We start from the raw sequence: 18,850 nt of genomic DNA, 5'->3' as shown, positions 1-18,850 counted from the left end.
CAAGCAGCGTGGCGGGTGGTACCGCTCGCGAAAATGAAAAATTCAATCGAACCAAGGTGTTGTGGCTTTTCTTCAGGTTGCTTGCGCGAACTTCCCCCTGAAAGGATCGTCTATCCAGGCGTCCTGGCAAAGGGGCGCGGGGTGGAAACGTGGCCGACAGGCCAGTCCGAGAGGCGACAGTGAAGACGATCCCATCGGCCGCGCCCGCGCAGCCTGCTGAACGCCCTAAGCCGTTTTTCCAGCACCTCTATTTCCAGGTTCTGCTCGCCATCGCGCTGGGCGGAGCCATCGGCCACTACTATCCGGAGATCGGCCAGTCGCTGAAGCCGCTGGGCGACGCCTTCATCAAGCTTGTGAAGATGGTCATCGCCCCGGTGATCTTCCTGACCGTGGTGACCGGCATCGCCGGCATGCGCGACCTGGAGAAGGTCGGCCGCGTGGCGATCAAAGCGCTGCTCTACTTCCTGGTCTTCTCGACCCTGGCCCTGATCGTCGGCCTGATCGTCGCCAACGTCGTCCAGCCGGGCGCGGGCATGAACATCGATCCCGCCACCCTGAAGACCGACAAGGTCGCCGAATACGCCGCCAAGGCGCACGACCAGAGCATCATCGGCTTCCTGATGCACATCATCCCGGACACCGTGGTCGGCGCTTTCGCTGACGGCGAGATCCTGCAGGTGCTGCTGATCTCGATCCTGTTTGGCCTGTCGCTGACCTTGGTCGGCGAGCCGGCCAAGCCGGTGGTCGATTTCCTGGAACTGGTTGCCCAGGCCTTCTTCAAGTTCGTGCACATCGTGATGAAGGCCGCCCCGATCGGCGCCTTCGGGGCCTTCGCCTTCACGATCGGCAAGTACGGCATCCACTCGGTGGCGAACCTGGCCCTGCTGGTCGGCACGTTCTACCTGACCTCGGCGCTGTTCGTGATCGTGGTGCTGGGCGCGGTCGGCATCGCCAACGGCTTCTCGATCTTCAGCCTGATCCGCTACCTGAAGGCCGAGTTGCTGCTCGTCCTCGGCACCAGTTCGTCTGAGGCGGCCCTGCCCAGCCTGATCGAGAAGCTGGAAAAGGCCGGTTGCCCGAAGTCGGTCGTCGGCCTGGTGGTCCCGCTGGGCTACTCGTTCAATCTGGACGGCACCAACATCTACATGACCCTGGCGGCGCTGTTCATCGCCCAGGCCACCGGCGTGCACCTGTCGTGGGAGCAGCAGGCGCTGCTGCTGGGCGTGGCCATGCTGAGCTCCAAGGGCGCGGCGGGCGTGACCGGCGCGGGCTTCATCACCCTGGCCGCCACCCTGTCAGTCGTGCCCTCGGTCCCGGTGGCCGGCATGGCCCTGATCCTGGGCGTCGACCGCTTCATGTCCGAGTGCCGGGCCCTGACCAACTTCACCGGCAACGCGGTGGCGGCGATCGTCGTCTCGCGCTGGGAGAAGGGCCTGGACGTCGCCGCCTTCAAGTCGGCGCTCAATCCGAAGAAACACCCGCCGGCCGCTGGCCGTCCCATCCCGGACCCCGCGCGTCCGTAAGGGGCGCCGGACTTAACCAAAGCCTGCCTAGAACAAGAAACTTGGGGAGCTAAACGTGACGCACCAAACCCTCCGCGGCTATCGCCGCCGCCTCGTCCAAGGCGCAGCCCTGGCCAGCCTGCTGATCGCCACCGGCGCCGCCGCCCAGGAAGCGGCCGCCGACACCAAGGTCGAAGAGATCGTCGTGGTCGGCAGCCAGATCAAGGGCGCCAAGACCACGGCCGCCCTGCCGGTCACCGTGCTGGACAACAACCAGATCGCCGCCACCGGCGCGGTCTCGGGCGATGACCTGTTCCGCTCGATCCCGGCCATGGGCGATGTCTTCATCAACCCCAGCAACGCGGCCCAGACCAGCAACTCGACGCGCGGCGACGTCAACTCGATCAACCTGCGCAGCCTGGGCGTCGGCAACACCCTGGTGCTGCTGAACGGCCGCCGCCTGGTGTCGCACCCGACCAGCCAGTCGTCGGGCACCGTGCCGCTCCTGGGCTACAACGCCAACGCCATCCCGACCTCGAACCTGGAGCGCCTGGAAGTGCTGCGCGACGGCGCCGCCGCCATCTACGGCGCGGACGCGGTGGCCGGCGTGGTCAACACCGTGCTGCAGAGCGACTTCGACGGCCTGACCGTCGACGCCCAGTACGGCTGGGCCGAGGGCACGCACCGCAAGGAATACACCAGCAACATCTTCGCCGGCCGCAACTTCGCCGAAGGCCGGGGCAACATCTCGCTGAACGGCAACTTCACCTGGCGCACGGCCCAGCGTCCCAGCGACCGGCCCTATACCGCGACCCAGGACCTGCGCTCGCTGTTCGCCGGCTATCCGGAGTACGCCGCCAGCGCCACGCCGGATAACCGCGGCAACCAGAACTCGTTCGCCAACTTCACGGTGTTCGGCGGCCCGGGGATCATCCGCCAGGGCACGACGGCCCTGACCACGGCGGCCGGCGCGACCCACGTGCAGCCCAACACCATCACCGGCTGCGCCACCCAGATCGGCAACGGCCTGTGCCTGGGCACCGGCAACCTCGCGACCGGCAGCACCGCCAACGCCTATCGCTACAACGCCGTGCAGAACGACGCGACGACGGTCCAGCCGGAGATCGAGCGCCAGAACATCTTCCTGAACGGCCACTACGACATCAGCGACAATCTGACGGCCTATGGCGAACTGGGCTTCTACCACGCCACGTCGGAAGGCCTGACCACCCAGGGCACCAGCCTGGTAGCGATCGGCGTGCCGGCCAGCAACTACTGGAACCCCTTCGGTCCGGTGACCTTCGCCAACGGCCAGGCCAACCCGAACCGTCTGCCTGGCCTGACCAACGTGCCGGCCGCCGGCCTGCCGGTGACCTTCACCAACTACCGCTTCAACGATCTGGGCCCGAGCAAGGTCGAGGTCGAGAACTACCAGACCCGCTTCCTGGGCGGCGTGAAGGGCGAGAAGTGGGGCTGGAACTTCGACTCCGCGCTGCTGTACTCCAAGGCTGACGCCAAGGACGAAAGCGACGGCATCGACAGCAAGAAGCTGGCCGCCTCGCTGGCCCTGTCGACCCCCGACGCCTACAACCCGTTCAACGGCGGCTGCCTTGACGGCACGGGCGGTCGTGACTGCACGCCCAGCTCCAAGGCCGCGCTGGACTCGATCCGCTTCCGCCTGAAGCGCCACTCGACCACCACCCTGACCCTGGCCGACTTCAAGGTCTCCAAGCCGGACCTGCTGACCATCTGGTCGGGCGATGTCGGCGTCGCCGCTGGCGTCGAGTTCCGCCACGAGACCCAGCAGGACCGCCGCGACCCGCAACTGGACGGCCGCACGCCCTTCACCGACCCGGTGACCGGCGCGACGTCGAACAGCAACGTCACGGGCGTCAATGACACGCCCAGCACCAAGGGCTCGCGCAACGTCGGCTCGGCCTTCGCCGAACTGGCCGTGCCGCTGATCTCGCCGGAGATGAACATCCCGCTGGTGCGCCGCATCGATCTGCAACTGGCCGGCCGCTACGAGCACTACAGCGACTTCGGCTCGGTCGCGAAGCCGAAGATCGCCTTTGCCTGGGACGTGGTCGACGGCGTCCGCTTCCGCGGCTCCTGGCAGAAGGGCTTCCGCGCCCCGAACCTGGAGACGACCAACCCGTTCGCCTATTCGCGGACCAACACCGTCACTGACTACTACCGCTGTGAGGCCGACCTCCGCGCCGGCCGCATCTCGACCTTCTCGGCCTGTACGCGCGGCGTGGGCATCCGCTTCACGACCGCCGGCAACCCGGACCTGAAGGCCGAGACGAGCGAGAGCTACTCGGTGGGCGTCGTTCTGCAACCGACCTTCATCCCCGAGCAATTCGGCCGCTTCACGGTCACGGTCGATCGCTGGCAGATCAAGCAGCAAGGCATCGTCGGCACCCTGGGTTCGACCAACGCGGCCATTCAGGACTACCTGTTCCGTCTGACGGGCACGACCAACGCCAACGTCATCCGCGCCGCTCCGACGGTGGACGACATCGCCTTCTTCAACGGCACTGGCCTGACGCCGGTCGGCCAGATCACGGAGATCCGCGACCAGTTCAAGAACTTGCAGCCCCAGACCGTCAGCGGCATCGACTTCGGCCTGAATTGGACCCTGCGCACCGACAACCTCGGTCGCTTCAGCGCCAATATCGACGGCACCTACATGGACAAGTTCTCGCAGGAACTGGCCCCGCCGATCGCCGACCTGTTCGCCGCCCGCGCCAAGGGCACGATCAACCCGGCCACGCCGCTGACCGATCCGGGCGACCTGCTGAAGCGCAACGGCAAGCCGAAGTGGAAGTGGAGCAGCACGGCCACGTGGCGCGGCGGCCCGGTCCAGATCGGCGCCTCGGTGATCTACACCGGCGCGGTGCTGGACACCGACCTGCTGTCGACCACGGGCGAGCCCTGGCGTGTCGAGCCGCTGACCACGGTCAACCTCTATGGTCAGTATCGCTTCGCGCAGAAGGGCTGGGCCAATGACACCCGCATCCGCGTCGGCGCCCGGAACCTGTTCGACAAGGATCCGCCGCTGTCGTCGGCCGGCTTCATCGGTTCGCTCTACAACCCCTATGCTCGCTACTGGTACATGAGCGTCAGCAAGTCGTTCTAAGGCTGAACTCCCCGGCCGCTCCAGGCTTGCCTTGGAGCGGCCGGCTTCCTTTTCTGTTCGCGTGACGAGGTTTCCGCCGGTGATGAAGCTGTCCTCCGCCGTTATGGCTTTCGGCCTGACCCTGGCCGCCACGGCCGCTCATGCGGAGGCGCCCGCCGCGAAGACCTGTCCCGAGGGCCTGCCGGCCGAGACCAAGTGCCTGGCCGGCCAAGACTCGAACGGCGCCTACTATTGGATCGCCATTCCAAAGGCTTGGAACGGGACCCTCGTCCTGCACACCCACGGCGGGCCGCGGCTGAAGAAGCCCAAGCCCGACGACGCGATCGAGGACCTGCAGCGCTTCGCCGTCACCGTCGCCGAGGGCTATGCCTGGGCCGGTTCGAACTATCGTCGCGAAGGCTACGGCACGCGCAGCGCCGCCGAGGACAGCGACAATCTGCGCAAGCTCTTCTGGGATCAATTCGGTCGTCCCAAGCGCACCATCCTCCACGGCCAGTCCTATGGCGGCAATGTCGCGGCCAAGACCGCCGAGCTCTACGGCAAGGACGCCGACGGCAAGCCGATCTATGACGGCGTCATCCTGACCAGCGGCGTGGTCTCGGGCGGCACGCGCGCCTACGACTTCCGCGCCGACCTGCGGGCCGTCTACCAGTACTATTGCGGCAACCACCCGGCGGCGGGCGAGACTCAGTATCCGCTGTGGCAGGGCCAGCCGGTCGGCTCGAAGCTGACCAACAAGGAACTCGATGAGCGCGTCAACGCCTGCACCGGCGTCGACCTGCCGGCAGGCCAGCGCACCGCCCAGCAGAAGCGCAACCTGGCCAACATCCTGGCGGTGACCAGGATTCCCGAGCGCACCCTGGGCAGCCACCTGGGCTGGGCGACCTTCACCTTCGCCGACATGGTCAACAAGCGGCTGGACGGGAAGAACCCCTTCACCAACGTCGGCGTGGTCTATACGGGCTCGGACGACGACAAGGCGCTGAACAAGGAAGTGGTTCGGTTCGCCGCCGATCCGGAGGGCGTGCGCAAGCTGGCCGACGACAGCGACCTGACCGGCCAGCTCCTGGTCCCGACCCTGACCATGCACGCCATCGACGACCCGACGGCCTTCGTCGAGCTGGAGCAGGTGCTGCACGACACCGTCGCCAAGGCCGGCAAGAGCGATCTGCTGGTCCAGTCGTTCACCGACGAGCACGAGCACTCCAAGCTCGCCACGCCCGAATACGCGGCCCTCCTGCGCGCCATGACGGCCTGGATCGAGCAGGGGACCAAGCCCAGTCCCGCGACCCTGGCCGCCGGCTGCGCCGAGGCGGTGAAGACCTATGGCGAGGCCTGCCACTTCCAGGTCGACTACAAGGTCCCGGCGCTGTCGACCCGCAGCTATCCGCGCAAGAAGCCCGGCCTCTAGGCGCCGCTATAGGTCGCGCGCAGTCGGATCTTGTCGATCTTGCCGGTCGCGGCCAGCGGGATGGCCGGGGCGCGGACCACGGCGTCGGGAATCCACCATGAGGCCACTTGGCCACGTAAGCAGCCCAGCAGCGTCTCGTCGGCGATCTCCTCGCAGAGCTGAACGATCAGCAGCGGCCGCTCGCCCCATTTGGGATCGACCCGCCCGATCACCGCCGCCAGGGCGACCTGCGGCAGGGCGCAGACGAGGGCCTCGATCTCGGCGGGATTGATCCACTCGCCGCCGGACTTGATCAGGTCCTTGGCCCGGGCGGTGATCTTCAGATTGCCCTGACGATCGATCAGAGCGAGGTCGCCGGTGTCGAACCAGCCGTCGGCGTCGTTGGCCGAGGTCTCCTGGCCGAAATAGCGCTCGATCACCGCCGCGCCGCGCACGTGCAGGCGGCCTTCGGTCTCGCGCTGCTCGGGCAAGGGCCTGCCGTCCTCGTCGGCGACCATCAGGTCGACACCCAACTGCGGGCGGCCGGAGAGGCCGGCGTTGCGCACCGGATCGCTCAGCACTCCGGTGGTGCCGACGGGCGAGAGTTCGGTCATGCCCCAGCTGGTCTGGACGACGACGCCCAGGCGCTGCTCAAGGCGCTCCATCAGGGCCGGCGGCATGGCCGCGCCGCCGACGGTGATCCGCTTCAGCGACGGCAGTGTCTGGCCGGTGGCTTCCAGGTGATCACACAGACCCAGCCACAGCGTCGGCACGCCGACCGCGACCGTGACACCCTCGGCTTCGATCAGCCGCGCCAGGCTGGCGCCGTCGGTGTGGCGGCCGGGCAGGACCAGCTTGGCGCCGGTGGCGGGAGCGGCGAACGGCAGGCCCCAGGCGCTGGCGTGGAACATCGGCACCACCGGCAGCACGACATCTGAGCCGCTCAGCGCCAAGGCATCGGCCTGCAGCAGGCGCAGGGTGTGCAGGAAGCTGGAGCGATGGGTGTAGGTCACGCCCTTAGGCGCGCCGGTCGAGCCGGAGGTGAAGCACAGGCCGCTCGGCGCGGTCTCGGGGAAGTCGCCCCAGCGGGCCGTCGCGTCGGCCTGGTCGATCAGAGGATCGAGGGCTTCGATCCGAGCGCTGGCCTCGACCGCGCCGTCGATGACCAGCACGCGCTCCAGGCCTGGCGCTTCAGCGGCCATCTGCGTCGCCAGCGGCATCAGGTCGGCGCTGACGATGAGGATCCGCGCGCCGGACTGGCCGATCATCCAGGCCAGCTGGGTCGCGGTCAGGCGCGGATTGAGCGTGTGGCAGACCGCGCCCATGCCCATGATCGCGTACCAGGCCTCGACATGGGCCTGGCTGTTCCAGGCCAGGGTCGCCACGCGCTCACCGAGCGTGACGCCCGAGCTGGCCAGCACGCTCGACACCTTCACCGACCGTTCGCGCAGGGCGCCATAGCCGATCCGCTGCGAAGGCCCGTGCTCACGCGCGGTGACGACCTCGACGTCGCGGGCCCACTTGGCGGCGTGGTCGAGGATGCGGTCCAGGGTCAGCGGGAAGTCTTGCATGACGCCATCGATCATCGGCGGGGATCCAGTCTGGAGAGGCGAGGGCGCGCGCCCTCGGGCGGTGACCGGCTCACGCCGCGCCGCCGTTGTGGTGTTCGAGAAAACCCGAAAGGGTCAGGTGAGGGCGGCGTAGACCTGGGTCTTCAGCTCGCGACGGATCGGGTAGATCCATGACGGGCTGAGCTGGGTCATGAACACCACGTGCAGCCGCTCGACCGGGTCGATGAAGAACGAGGTCGAGAACATCCCGCCCCAATAATATTCGCCGACCGAGCCGGGGATCATCGCCCGGGTAACGTCCTGGGTGACCGCGAAGCCTAGACCGAAACCCGCCCCGCCGTTCTGGGTCTCGCTGAACAGCGAGCGCGAGATCGACGAAAGATCCGTCTTGCCGGGCAGGTGGTTCAAGGTCATCTGCTCAAGGGTCTTGCGACCCAGCAGGCGCACGCCGTCCAGTTCGCCGCCGTTGGCGCACATCTGGCAGAAGCGGTGATAGTCCAGCGCGGTCGAGACCAGCCCGCCGCCGCCCGACAGCAGCTTGGGTTGCTTCAGCCAGGCGCTGCTCTCGGCTCCGTCCAGGATGGTGCGCGGCTTGCCCGGACCGCCCCAGGCGAAGCAGTCGGTCAGGCGGTCGGCCTTGTCGGCCGGCACGACGAAGCCGGTGTCGTGCATCTTCAGTGGGCCGAAGATGTTCTCGGCGAAGAAGCGGTCCAGGGGCATGCCCGAGACCCGCTGGATCACCGCGCCCAGCACGTCGGTCGACACCGAATAGTTCCAGGCCTCGCCCGGCGAGAACTCCAGCGGCAGCTTGCCTAGGGCGGCGACGAAGCCGTCCAGGTCGAGATTGTCGTGCCAGTCCTCGATCTTGCCCTTGCGATAGGCGGCATCGACATTGGTGCGGTTCTGGAAGCCGTAAGTCAGGCCCGAGGTGTGACGCAGCAGGTCCAGCATGCGCATCGGCTCGGCGGTCGGCTTGGTCATGAACGGCGCGTCGCCGCCGCCGCCGGCATGGACGCCGAGGTCCTTGAACTCCGGCAGGACGTGGCTGACGGGCGTGTCGACCGCGACCTTGCCTTGCTCGACCAGCATCATGAAGGCCACCGAGGTGACCGGCTTGGTCATGCTGGCGATGCGGAAGAGGGAGCCTTCGTCGATCGGCGTGTCCGAGCCGGCGCGGGCCGCGCCCTGGCTGCTGAAGTGGACGATCTCGCCGTCCCGGCTGATCAGGAGCTGGGCGTGGGGCAGCTTGCCGGTGTCGAGGTACTGTTCCTTGACGAACGCATCGATGCGGTTCAGCCGCGCGCTGTCGAAGCCGTGCTTTTCGGGTGATCTCACTGTCGCCCCTCCCTGGTCCTGGGCCAGCCTCGCCGGGCGGCTCTTGTTCATGATCCTATGGGCGGCTGGGATGGCTCACAAGACATTTGTCGTCCAAGATTTCAATTATTGTTGTACAATTTTCAGAACTAGATTGCTCACACCGCTTCGGACGGCTGATCTGGGCGAAAAGGCGAGGGGACCGGGATGATCGAACTCTATCACTGCCACGACGCACGATCGTTCCGGGCCCTGTGGACGCTGGAGGAGATGGGGCTGGCCTATCGGCTCCACCTGCTGCCGTTCCCGCCGCGCTTCCTGGCGCCCGAGTACCTGGCGGAGAACCCGCTGGGCACCATCCCGCTGCTGGTCGATGGCGAGACGCGGATGACTGAGTCGGCGGCGATCCCGCAGTACCTGGCCACGCGCCATGGCCCGACGCCCTTGGCGGTCGGTGTCGAGGAGCCCGACTACGGCCTGTGGCTGGACTGGATGCACCGGGGCGAGGCGACCCTGACGTTCCCGCAGACGATCGTGCTGCGCTACACCCAGCTGGAACCCGAGGAGCGCCGGGTGAAGCAGGCGGCCGACGACTACGCCCAGTGGTTCCTGTCGCGCCTGCGCCATGTGACCCGCGCCCTGGCCGACCGCGAATGGCTTTGCGCCGGGCGGTTCACGACGGCGGACATCAGCGTCGGCTACGCCCTGCTGCTGGCCCGCACCCTGGGCCTGGACCACAAGTTTAGCCCGGAGGTCGCGGCCTATTGGGACCGGCTCGAAGCGAGGCCGGCGTTCCTGGCCGCGAAGGCGGCGCAGGAGGCCAAGGCGGCCTAGGCCAGCGCCTTCGACAGGCGCAGCCACAGCTGCTGGTCGAAGTCCTTGTCGGCCACGGCCTGGCCCATGCGGACCACGACCAGCTTGCGGCTTGGCTCGACATAGAGCCGGCGATCCATCGCGCCGAGCGCAGCGACCGTATCGTCTGGCGCGGCGGGGATCAGCGGACCCGGCGTGGCGCGGCCGGCCGCGCGGATGGTCTCAGAGCCGCCGTTCAGCCACCACAGCCGGCCATAGGCGGGATTGGTCGCCGAGCGGGCGAACATGGCGTGCAAACTGGCTTCCGAGACGATCCGCTTGCCATCGGCCGCCTTGCCGCCGTCCAGCACGATCTGGCCGAACCTGGCGACGTCGCGCGGGCAGGTGACCAGGCCCGTGGCGTTGCCGACGCTGGCGAAGGCGGCCGGGCGCTGGCGCCAGGCGGTGTTGCTCATGCCGGCCGGCGTGGTCAGCCAGTCGTGGGTGATGGTCTCCAGGGGCAGCTTGGCGGCGGTGGCCACGATCCGCTTGGTCACCGCATAGACCGGCGTGTTGTAGAAGAACTGCGTCCCCGCCGGGGCGACGAAGGCGAACCGCTCGTCCAGGCCCGAGGCCATATTCAGCAGGTGGATGACGCGGATCGCGGCTTCCTGTTCAGGCGAGGCCTTGGACCAGCCCGCGCCGATATAGTCGGCCACGGGCTTGTCGACATCGATCAGGCCCTTGTCGATGGCGATCGCGATCAGCATCGAGACGAAGCTCTTCTGCTGCGAGGCGACGTCTTCCAGCAGGGCGCCGTCCGCCGTCGTGCCGTAGGTGAAGCTGGCCTGGAACTGGGCGGCGTCGGCCGGCAGCGGCCAGTTCTTCTCGACCAGGGTCTTGCCGTCCTGGACCACGAGGAAGCCGGTGGTGTTCTGGTTGCCGACGTAGTCGAGGACCGGTTGCAGATCCTTGGACGTGGTCGCGAGGGCCGGCGAGGCCGCAAGGAACCCTGCGCCGGCCAACACGGTCCGGCGTGAAATCTCGAACGGCATCCGCCGCCTCCCTCTGATTATGCGGCTCTTCAGAGCCTTATTGGGTCGTCAGGCCGAAGCCTTGCGCGAGCGCGCGGGCTTGACCTCATCGGTCGGCACCAGCCCGTAGCCGCGCGAGATCATCAGGCGCATGGCTTCGTTCTGCATGTAGTAGAGGATGTTACGCGCGCCCTCGGACGCCACGGCGGCGTTGCGCGCGGCCAGGCCTTCGCGGACCACGCGCCAGTGGTCGAACGGACCGCCGGGGCTCTCGGTCAGGCTGACATACGAATAATGCCAGCGCGTCTTGCGGCGCACGGACTCGATCATCTTCTGGGCGTCGGCGCTGGCCGTGCTGGAGAGGCGGCTGAAGATCGTCTCGGACTGGTGGATCAGGTCCTCGGCCGCCGCGCCGCTGTCGGCGGCGGCCAGCAGGGCGTCGATCAGCTTCAGCGTCTCGGCCATGTGCTTGGGCGTGGCGCGGATGCAGGCGAAGCGGGCGGCCAGGCCATAGAGCGCGGCGCGCGTCTCGTAGAGGTCGAACACCTCCTGCACCGTGGTGGCGGCGACATAGGCCCCGCGGTTCTCCTCGATCACCACCAGGCCGTCGTCGGCCAGGGTGCGCAGCGCCTTGCGGGCGATCGTGCGGCCGACGCCGAACTCGTTGCACAGCCGCGCCTCGCGCAGCCATTCGCCGGGCGACAGCAGGCCGTCCTGGATCTGGCGGCGCAGCGCCTGCACGAGCGGGTCCGTGCTCGACGGCGACGCGATGATATCCGGCATGACGAGGGTGAGCCTCAGAGGTTGTGTGTCCTGCATGGCCATCTTGGCGTTGGAATCGACATCGAGGAAGCGGAAACCGCGTTCGATTGTGGCGAGATGAAACCTATCTTGCCCGATAATCAAGAATGAATTGTTGAACAATCCGATTGACACGGTCGAACGGCGCGTGTGTCCTCATCGTCAACGGCGCGCACAGACAGCGCCGAGGGAGGGATCATGCGACACCTGTTCATGTCCGCTGCGGCGGTCGCACTTGCCGTGTCCGCCACGCCGGCGCTGGCTCAGTCACAAGCCAAGACCGACGGCGTCCAGGCCATCGAGGAAGTGGTCGTCACCGCGCAGCGCAAGGAGGAGACCCTCCGCGACGTGCCGGCGACGATCTCGGCGGTCACAGCCGCCCAGCTGGAGGCCATGGGTCCGGTGGCGGGCGTCGGCGACCTGCTGCGCACCATGCCCGGCGTGCGGTTCAATGATCTGCAGAGCAACAACCTCAGCGAAATCTCGATCCGCGGCTCGGGCACCCAGCGCGCCACCGGCGCGGACTCGGGCGTGGGCCTGTTCGTCAACGGCGCCTATGTCGGCTCCAGCACCCTGGGCGGCCGCAACTTCCGCCACATGGACTTCTTCGACCTGGAGCGGGTCGAGGTGCTGGAAGGGCCGCAAGGCGCGCTGTACGGGCGCAACTCCGAATACGGCGTCGTCAACATCGTCTCGGCCAAGCCGAAGTTCAACGACAGCGGCTACGTCAACGCGACCTATACCGACAAGCTGTCCCAGACCAAGGTCTCGGCCGTGGTGAACCAGGCGCTCAGCGACACGGTGGCCATGCGCCTGGGCGTCCAGGCGATCGGGCAGGGCAAGGGCTTCTACTTCAACCCGAACAGCAACAAGTACTACGACCACACCGACGGCTGGATCGGCCGCGCCCAGCTCCGCTACAGCAAGGGCCCGCTGGACGTCGATTTCCTGGTCGACGCGCAGGACCTGAATCTGCCGACCTTCCTCAACACCTATGTCGCCCCGCCGGGCGCCAATGCGGCGCTGCCGCTGGGCTTCACCCAGGACCGCTTCGTCGTCCCGCACGACGGCAAGGACGGCGTCCACCAGCAGGCCCAGCGGGCCATGATCCTGGCCGACTACGACCTAGGCTGGGGCAAGTTGACCTCGACGACCATGGCCAGCCACTGGATCTCGCGCCAGGACTACGCGGCCGGCGTCGACTTCGCCACCGAGGCGGCGTTGCAGAAGCAGGGCCAGCTGGGCCTCTATCCGTTCGGCCAGACCTCGACGGTGGCCAAGGACCGCACCTTCTATCAGGACTTTCACCTGGCCGGGGCGGCGCTGAACGGCGATCTCGACTGGCTGGCCGGCGCCGACTACCTGATCCAGCACGACCTGAACGGCACGGACTCGGCGACCACGCCGTGCACCTTCCGCCTGGGCGCGGGCATCTGCGCCGGCACGCCCAGCGCGCCGCTGTGCTACCTGCCGCTGCCGACCTCGACGGCCTGTCCGGCGACATTCCCGGCCGCGTTCGGCACCTCGGCCCGCGCGCCGCTGCGCAACGAGTCGAAGTCGGTCTACGGCCTGGTCCGCTACCACACCGGCGGCTTCACCCTGGCCGGCGAGCTGCGCTACTCGGACGACAAGAAGAAGGCCGCCCAGGAGACGGTGCTGCTCTACACCAGCACCCCAGCCTCGCCACGCGCGGCCTATGTGTTCGGCGCCGACCGGCTGAACTACACGGTCACGGCCAGTTACAAGATCCCCGGCCCGATGCAGTCGCTGGTCTACGCCAAGATCGGCACCGGCTATCGCGCCGGCGGCGTCAACGCCCGCACCTCGTCGCCGGCCGCGCCGAACCCGTTCCGCTCCACCTACGACAACGAGGACACCACCAGCTACGAGGCCGGCTTCAAGGGCAATCTGGCGCGCAACATCTATCTGCGGCTCAGCGCCTATCGGTCCAAGACCGACGACGCGATCACCTCGATCACCGACGGCTGCACCGTGCTGAACGCTTGCCTGAAGGCCGGGACGATCTTCAACATCAACGGCGGCACGGTCCACGCACGCGGCGTGTCGGCGGCGCTGGACGGTCGCTTCCAGGTCGGCGGCGGCCTGCTGTCGGTCAGCGTCAACGGCGCCCGCCAGCGCGCCCGCTATGTCGAGACACCGGCCAACTATGCCGGCCTGCCGGTCGTCGGCTCGTCGGTCGCGCAGATCCCGAAATGGACGGCCTCGGCCACGCTCGACTACCGTCACCGGATCACCGAGAACGTCAGCGGCTTTGGCAACATCTCCTATCAAGGCCAGGACGGCGGCGTGCAGGACACGGTGACCTTGGCCACGCCGGCGATCTATCTGAAGCCCGTCGACCAGATGAGCCTGCGGGCCGGCATCGACGTGAAGCGGATCCAGTTCGCCGTGTTCGTCCAGAACCTGATGAACAAGGAGATCGCGCTGCTGCAGTTCACCAGCAACAATGCGCCCCTGGCCAATCGCTACAACCAGCCCCGGACGATCGGGGCCAACATCATCTACCGCTGGTAGGAACGGAGGACGGCATGGGCGCGTCGCGTCGGGATCTTCTGGTGGGCGCCCTCGGCGTCGGAGCCCTGGCCGCGGCGCCTGGTGCTCAAGCGGCGGTCGGTGAACCCGACGCCGCCTGGCTGCAGGCCGTGCTGGAGCGCTTCGCCGGCTTCGGGGTCAAGGCCTCGGGCGGCGCGGGCGACACGGCCAGCGGCGAATGGCTGGAGAAGGACCTGACCGCGCTCGGCTATCGCTGCGAGCGGCAGGCCTTCGACGTCCCGTACGCCGCCGTCCGCCAAGCGACCCTGGTCGCTGGCGACCAACGCGCAACCGTCTTCCCGCAGGCGATCGTCAAGACGACCGGGGCGGGCGGTCTGACCGCACCGCTGAAACCGACCGCCATGTCGGGCGGTCTCGACGGGGCCATCGCGCTGGTGGTGCTGCCGTTCGGCCGCTGGGTCAGCATTGCCCAGCCGGCGATCGGCGTGGCCTTGAAGGACGCCTTCGATCGCGGCGCGGCGGCGGCCGTGGTCGTGACCACCGGACCGACGGGCGAGGTCATCGGCCTGAACGTCAGCCCGTCGGAGCCCGGTTTCCAGAAGCCGGTCGTCCTGCTGGCCCCCAAGGACGCCGCGCCGTTCGTCGCCGCCGCCAAGGCGGGCGCGACCGTGACCCTGACCGTCGACGCCGAAGTCGGCCGCCGGCCGGCCTACAACCTGATCGGCCGCCTGGATCGCGGCGCGGCCAAGACCCTGATCGTCACCACGCCCCGCTCGGGCTGGTTCGCCTGCGCGGCCGAGCGCGGGGCGGGCGTGGCCGTCTGGCTCTCGCTGGCCCACGGCCTGGCGGCGGCCAAGCATCCGGCCAACCTGGAATTCATCGCCACCAGCGGCCACGAGTACATCTATCTGGGCGGCGAGCAGTATCTCGAGCACCACGCGCCCAAGCCCGCCGACACCCACGCCTGGATCCACATCGGCGCCAGCGCCGCCGCGCGGGACTGGCACGAGCTGGCCACCCTGCGGCCACTGCCCAGCGCCGACGCCCAGCGGGTGCTGACGGCGACGCCGGACTTGCTGGAGCGGACCCGCAAGGCCTTCCACGGCATCAGCGGTCTGGAGGCCACCTATGAAGCCAACAAGGCCAACGCCGGCGGCGAGTTGGTCAATGTGATCGAGGCCGGTTACGCCTCGGCCATCGGGCTTTATGGCGGCCACCGCTACTTCCACACGCCCGGCGACGACATGCGCTGCGTGTCGGGCGATCTGGTCCAGCCGGTCGCCAAGGCGTTCCGGACGGCGATCGACGCCACCTTCTAGTCCGGCTTCACCACCACCGATTTCAAGTCCACGGCGCGAGAGCGCAAAGGGGGAACCATGGCCCGTGCGCGGTCTTCAGGCGCGTCCATCATCAAGACCGCCGTCACCGCCTCGGCCGGGGCGGCGATCGAGTGGTACGACTTCTTCATCTACGGCACGGCGGCGGCGCTGGTTTTTCCCAAGCTGTTCTTCCCCGCCGACCTGCCGCCGCTGGTCGCCCAGATCGCCGCCTTCAGCACCTTTGCGGTGGGCTTCATCGCCCGGCCGATCGGCGGCCTGCTGTTCGGACACTTCGGCGATCTCTACGGACGCAAGAAGGTGTTGGCCGTGGCGCTGCTGGTCATGGGCGCGGCGACGACCTGTGTAGGCTTGCTGCCGACCTATGGCGAGATCGGGGTGTTCGCGCCGCTGCTGCTGGTGGCGCTGCGCTTCATCCAAGGCCTGGCCGTCGGCGGGCAGTGGGGCGGGGCGGCCCTGCTGGCCATCGAGAGCGCGCCGGCGGGCAAGCAAGGCTTCTACGGCAGCTTCGTGCAGATCGGCGTGCCGCTGGGCGTGGTGCTGGCCAACCTGGTGTTCCTGGTGGTGGGCCGGGTCGTCTCGCCGGAGCTGTTCCAGGACTGGGGCTGGCGGATCCCGTTCCTGCTCAGCGTGGTGCTGGTGCTGATCGGCGTCTACGTCCACTGGGCGCTGGAGGAGCCAGAGGTGTTCGAGGCCGCCAAGAGCGAACAGCAGACCAAGACCTCGCCGCTGAGCCGCATCCTGCGTGAGCACAAGGCCGACGTCCTGCTGGCCGGCGGCGCGTTCATCGCCAACAACACCTGCTTCTACATCGCCATCACCTATGCGGTGGCCTATGGCGCGACTGGGACCGGCAAGGAGACCATGCTGGAGGCGGTGACGATCGCCAGCCTGGCCATGATCCCGGCCCTGATCGCCTGCGGCGCGGCCTCGGACCGCCTGGGCCGGCGCGGCCTGTTCATGCTGGGCGCGGTGCTGTGCGGGGTCTGGGGTTTCGCGATGTTCCCGCTGATCGACACCGGCGCGGTCCTGCCGATCATCCTGGCGATCGGCGTGGCCCTGGTCCTGATCAGCCTGATGTACGGCCCGCAGGCGGCGCTGTTCGCCGAACTGTTCCCGGTCGAGATCCGCTATTCCGGCGCCTCGCTGGGCTATCAGATCGGCACGGTGTTCGGCGGCGGTTTCGCGCCGATCATCGCCACCGCGCTGTTCGCCAAGTTCCATGGCAGCTTGGCGATCGCGATCTATCTGGCCGTCACCTGCCTGATCTCGCTGGTCTGCACCGCCTTGCTGGCCCGGCGGCGAACCCTCTAGAGCCAAGGTCGAGCTTGACCGGCGCGCTCGGCCCGCTAGAGCCGGGGTCAAGCGCGACCGGAGGCCGGCATGATCAATTTTCCCGACGACATCTTCACCGAGCCCTCCGACGTCGATCCCGACACCCTGGCCAATCTGGGTCCGCTGCGCCGACTGGCCGGCGTGTGGGAAGGTCTCAAGGGTGTCGACCTGAACCCCAAGGCCGAGGGCCCCGAGCGGCGCGACTTCCTCGAGCGCATCGAGATGCAGCCGATCGATCCGCAGGCCAACGGCCCGCAGCTGTTCTACGGCCTGCGCTACCACGTCCACATTGTCGCCTCGGACGAGGAGACCACCTTCCACGACCAAGTCGGCTACTGGCTGTATGAGCCCGCTACGGGCTTGATCCTGCAGACCTTGGCCATCCCGCGCGGCCAGACAGCCCTGGCGGCGGGCAAGGCGACCGAGGACGGCTTGGGCCTGGTGGTCCGCGCCGAGCGCGGCAGCTCCAGCTACGGCATCTGCTCGACCGACTTCCTGGAGTGGGCGTTCCGCACCGACTCCTATGAACTGGATGTCCGGTTCGAGGCCGACGGCGGTTGGTCCTACACCTCCACGACCATGCTGCAGGTGCGCGGCCGCACGGCGCCGTTTCGCCACGTCGACCGCAACTTCCTGGCCAAGGTCGCCGAGCCTCGGCCCAACCCGCTGATGCGGATCACGACCGGCGAGGCGACCCGCAGCGAGGCGCATGGCTTCCTCAATATCGGTGAGCCGGTCGAGGGCTAGCCCAGCGACGCGACGATAGCCCGGGCGACGGCGGCCGCCTGGCCGCGGATGTCGGGCACGGCGGTGATCTCCCAGTGGGCGCCGCGCGTGGCGGGACCGACCGCGAACAGGGTCGGCGAGGGCGCGCCCGAGACGTCGCGCAGGCGGTTGGCCTCGTCGATATCGAAACCCAGCCGCAGGGCGTCGGGCCGCGCCAGCCCGCGCCGCGTCAGGTCCTGGATCAGCGGATCGCTCGAGGCCAGGACGTCGCTGGTCGGGCCGGTGCAGTTGATGACCGCGACGGCGCGGGCCACGTAGGTCCCGCGCTCGCCCCGGGCGCGCCATTTGCACAGCGCCAGGCCGTCGGGCTTCAGGGCCAGCTCACGGATCTTGCCGGCGGCGATGGTCAGCTGGCCGGTGGCGCGCAGGGCCGCGATACGACGAGCGACCTGCGGGGCCAGGCGGTGGCGGTGGATCTCCCAGAACGGCCGAGCGTGGCGCAGGAAGGCCTGCTTCTCGGCGACCGACCAGTTCCGCCACAGCGGCTGGGTCGAGGCGCGGACGGCGTCGATGGCCGTGCGCCAGCCATGCTCGGCGGCCATGTCCTTGAGCCACGCGAAGGCGGCCAGCGGCGACAGGTCCTCGGGCGGCGGGGGCAGGGGCTGGGTCGGCGGCGCGCCGTCGTGCTCCAGCGGCGCCAGGCCGCGCCGAGATAGCGCCAGGATCGGCCGGCCGCGCTGGGCGTCGTTCAGCGACAGGGCGACGTCGACCATGGTCAGGCCCGTGCCGATCAACAGCATGGGACCGGGCGGCAGCTCGGCGGCGTTCCAGCGCCAGGGATCGGCGATATAGGCTCCGGTGGTGGCGAAGGCCTCGTCGATGCCCGGCGGCCGAGCCGGCGGCGGATTGCCGAGGGCCAGGGCGACGGCGTGGACATCGACGGTGCGGCCCATGGCGCAGCGCAGTCGCCAGCCGTCGCCGCCGGGCTCCAGGCCGACCACGGCGTCCGGATTGACGACCAGGCGGCCGGCCCCGGCCTGGCCCTCGGCGATCTCGGCCACCTGGCCCTGCAGGTAGCGGCCATAGTCGGCGCGGGTGGCGAAGTCGGCGGCGCCCAGGCCTAGCCCCTCGCTGGCCAGCCAATCGACGAAGTGACCGGGGCGATCGGGCCAGGCGCTCATATTGCCGGCGCGGACGTTCAGCCGATGGTGCGGATTGTGTGTCGCATAGGCCGCGCCCAGGCCGACGGGCACGCGCCGCTCGAACAGGATAACCTTCACGTCGGGGGATTGGCGCAGCAGGTTCAGCGCCGTCATCACGCCGCTGAATCCCGCACCGATGACCGCGATGACAGGCGTTTGCGGTCGAGCCATGCACGAAACTCTACGAAGG

13 protein-coding genes are annotated in these 18,850 nt (G+C 68.4%); 8 read left to right on the top strand and 5 right to left on the bottom strand.

What is annotated here, in order from left to right:
- The first annotated feature begins 179 nt into the window (after positions 1 to 179).
- The 3 genes from AC07NI_RS07075 (at position 180) to AC07NI_RS07065 (ending at position 6,055) form a co-directional block, all read left to right on the top strand.
- A complete protein-coding gene (locus AC07NI_RS07075) occupies positions 180 to 1,523 on the top strand; it encodes a dicarboxylate/amino acid:cation symporter (RefSeq protein WP_494617203.1) in 1,344 nt (447 codons plus the stop codon).
- A 55-nt stretch (positions 1,524 to 1,578) separates the two neighbouring features.
- Positions 1,579 to 4,644, top strand: coding sequence for a TonB-dependent receptor domain-containing protein (locus tag AC07NI_RS07070; protein ID WP_494617200.1), 3,066 nt, complete (start codon positions 1,579 to 1,581; stop codon positions 4,642 to 4,644).
- An 82-nt stretch (positions 4,645 to 4,726) separates the two neighbouring features.
- A complete protein-coding gene (locus AC07NI_RS07065) occupies positions 4,727 to 6,055 on the top strand; it encodes an alpha/beta hydrolase (protein ID WP_494617198.1) in 1,329 nt (442 codons plus the stop codon).
- Here AC07NI_RS07065 and AC07NI_RS07060 read toward each other — a convergent pair.
- The gene (locus AC07NI_RS07060; RefSeq protein WP_494617196.1) at positions 6,052 to 7,620 is read right to left on the bottom strand and encodes an AMP-binding protein; all 1,569 of its coding nucleotides are present in this window, start codon (positions 7,618 to 7,620) and stop codon (positions 6,052 to 6,054) included. The genes AC07NI_RS07065 and AC07NI_RS07060 overlap by 4 nt on opposite strands.
- A gap of 99 nt (positions 7,621 to 7,719) precedes the next feature.
- The gene (locus AC07NI_RS07055) at positions 7,720 to 8,940 is read right to left on the bottom strand and encodes a serine hydrolase domain-containing protein (protein ID WP_494617194.1); all 1,221 of its coding nucleotides are present in this window, start codon (positions 8,938 to 8,940) and stop codon (positions 7,720 to 7,722) included.
- Positions 8,941 to 9,126: 186 nt separating this feature from the next.
- Here AC07NI_RS07055 and AC07NI_RS07050 point away from each other — a divergent pair, with 186 nt between their 5' ends.
- The gene (locus tag AC07NI_RS07050; protein WP_494617193.1) at positions 9,127 to 9,753 is read left to right on the top strand and encodes a glutathione S-transferase family protein; all 627 of its coding nucleotides are present in this window, start codon (positions 9,127 to 9,129) and stop codon (positions 9,751 to 9,753) included.
- Here the strand turns inward: AC07NI_RS07050 and AC07NI_RS07045 are convergent.
- Both AC07NI_RS07045 and AC07NI_RS07040 read right to left on the bottom strand, forming a co-directional pair.
- Positions 9,750 to 10,766 (bottom strand): serine hydrolase domain-containing protein, encoded by a 1,017-nt coding sequence (locus tag AC07NI_RS07045; RefSeq protein WP_494617191.1) that lies wholly within the window; start codon positions 10,764 to 10,766, stop codon positions 9,750 to 9,752. The genes AC07NI_RS07050 and AC07NI_RS07045 overlap by 4 nt on opposite strands.
- Before the next feature lie 48 nt (positions 10,767 to 10,814).
- Entirely contained in the window at positions 10,815 to 11,528 is a 714-nt protein-coding gene (locus AC07NI_RS07040; RefSeq protein WP_494617189.1) for a GntR family transcriptional regulator, read from the bottom strand.
- Positions 11,529 to 11,744: 216 nt separating this feature from the next.
- Here AC07NI_RS07040 and AC07NI_RS07035 point away from each other — a divergent pair, with 216 nt between their 5' ends.
- The 4 genes from AC07NI_RS07035 to AC07NI_RS07020 all read left to right on the top strand — a co-directional run bounded on the left by AC07NI_RS07035 (position 11,745) and on the right by AC07NI_RS07020 (position 17,479).
- Positions 11,745 to 14,081: a TonB-dependent receptor gene (locus AC07NI_RS07035; protein ID WP_494617187.1), complete on the top strand. Its 2,337-nt coding sequence runs from the start codon at positions 11,745 to 11,747 to the stop codon at positions 14,079 to 14,081.
- Between the two features lie 14 nt (positions 14,082 to 14,095).
- Entirely contained in the window at positions 14,096 to 15,379 is a 1,284-nt protein-coding gene (locus tag AC07NI_RS07030; protein WP_494617185.1) for a M28 family peptidase, read from the top strand.
- 57 nt (positions 15,380 to 15,436) lie between these two features.
- The gene (locus tag AC07NI_RS07025) at positions 15,437 to 16,711 is read left to right on the top strand and encodes an MFS transporter (RefSeq protein WP_494617182.1); all 1,275 of its coding nucleotides are present in this window, start codon (positions 15,437 to 15,439) and stop codon (positions 16,709 to 16,711) included.
- 69 nt (positions 16,712 to 16,780) lie between these two features.
- On the top strand, positions 16,781 to 17,479 hold the full coding sequence (locus tag AC07NI_RS07020) for an FABP family protein (RefSeq protein ID WP_494617177.1): 699 nt from the start codon (positions 16,781 to 16,783) through the stop codon (positions 17,477 to 17,479).
- Here AC07NI_RS07020 and AC07NI_RS07015 read toward each other — a convergent pair.
- Positions 17,476 to 18,831 (bottom strand): FAD/NAD(P)-binding protein, encoded by a 1,356-nt coding sequence (locus AC07NI_RS07015; RefSeq protein ID WP_494617173.1) that lies wholly within the window; start codon positions 18,829 to 18,831, stop codon positions 17,476 to 17,478. The two genes, AC07NI_RS07020 and AC07NI_RS07015, sit on opposite strands and share 4 nt — an antisense overlap.
- Between the last annotated feature and the right edge of the window lie 19 nt (positions 18,832 to 18,850).

The organism is Caulobacter sp. GW821-FHT10E02, from assembly GCF_059415225.1.
Note: the sequence above shows the minus strand (reverse complement) of the source record. Positions and strands in the feature narration are given on the sequence as shown.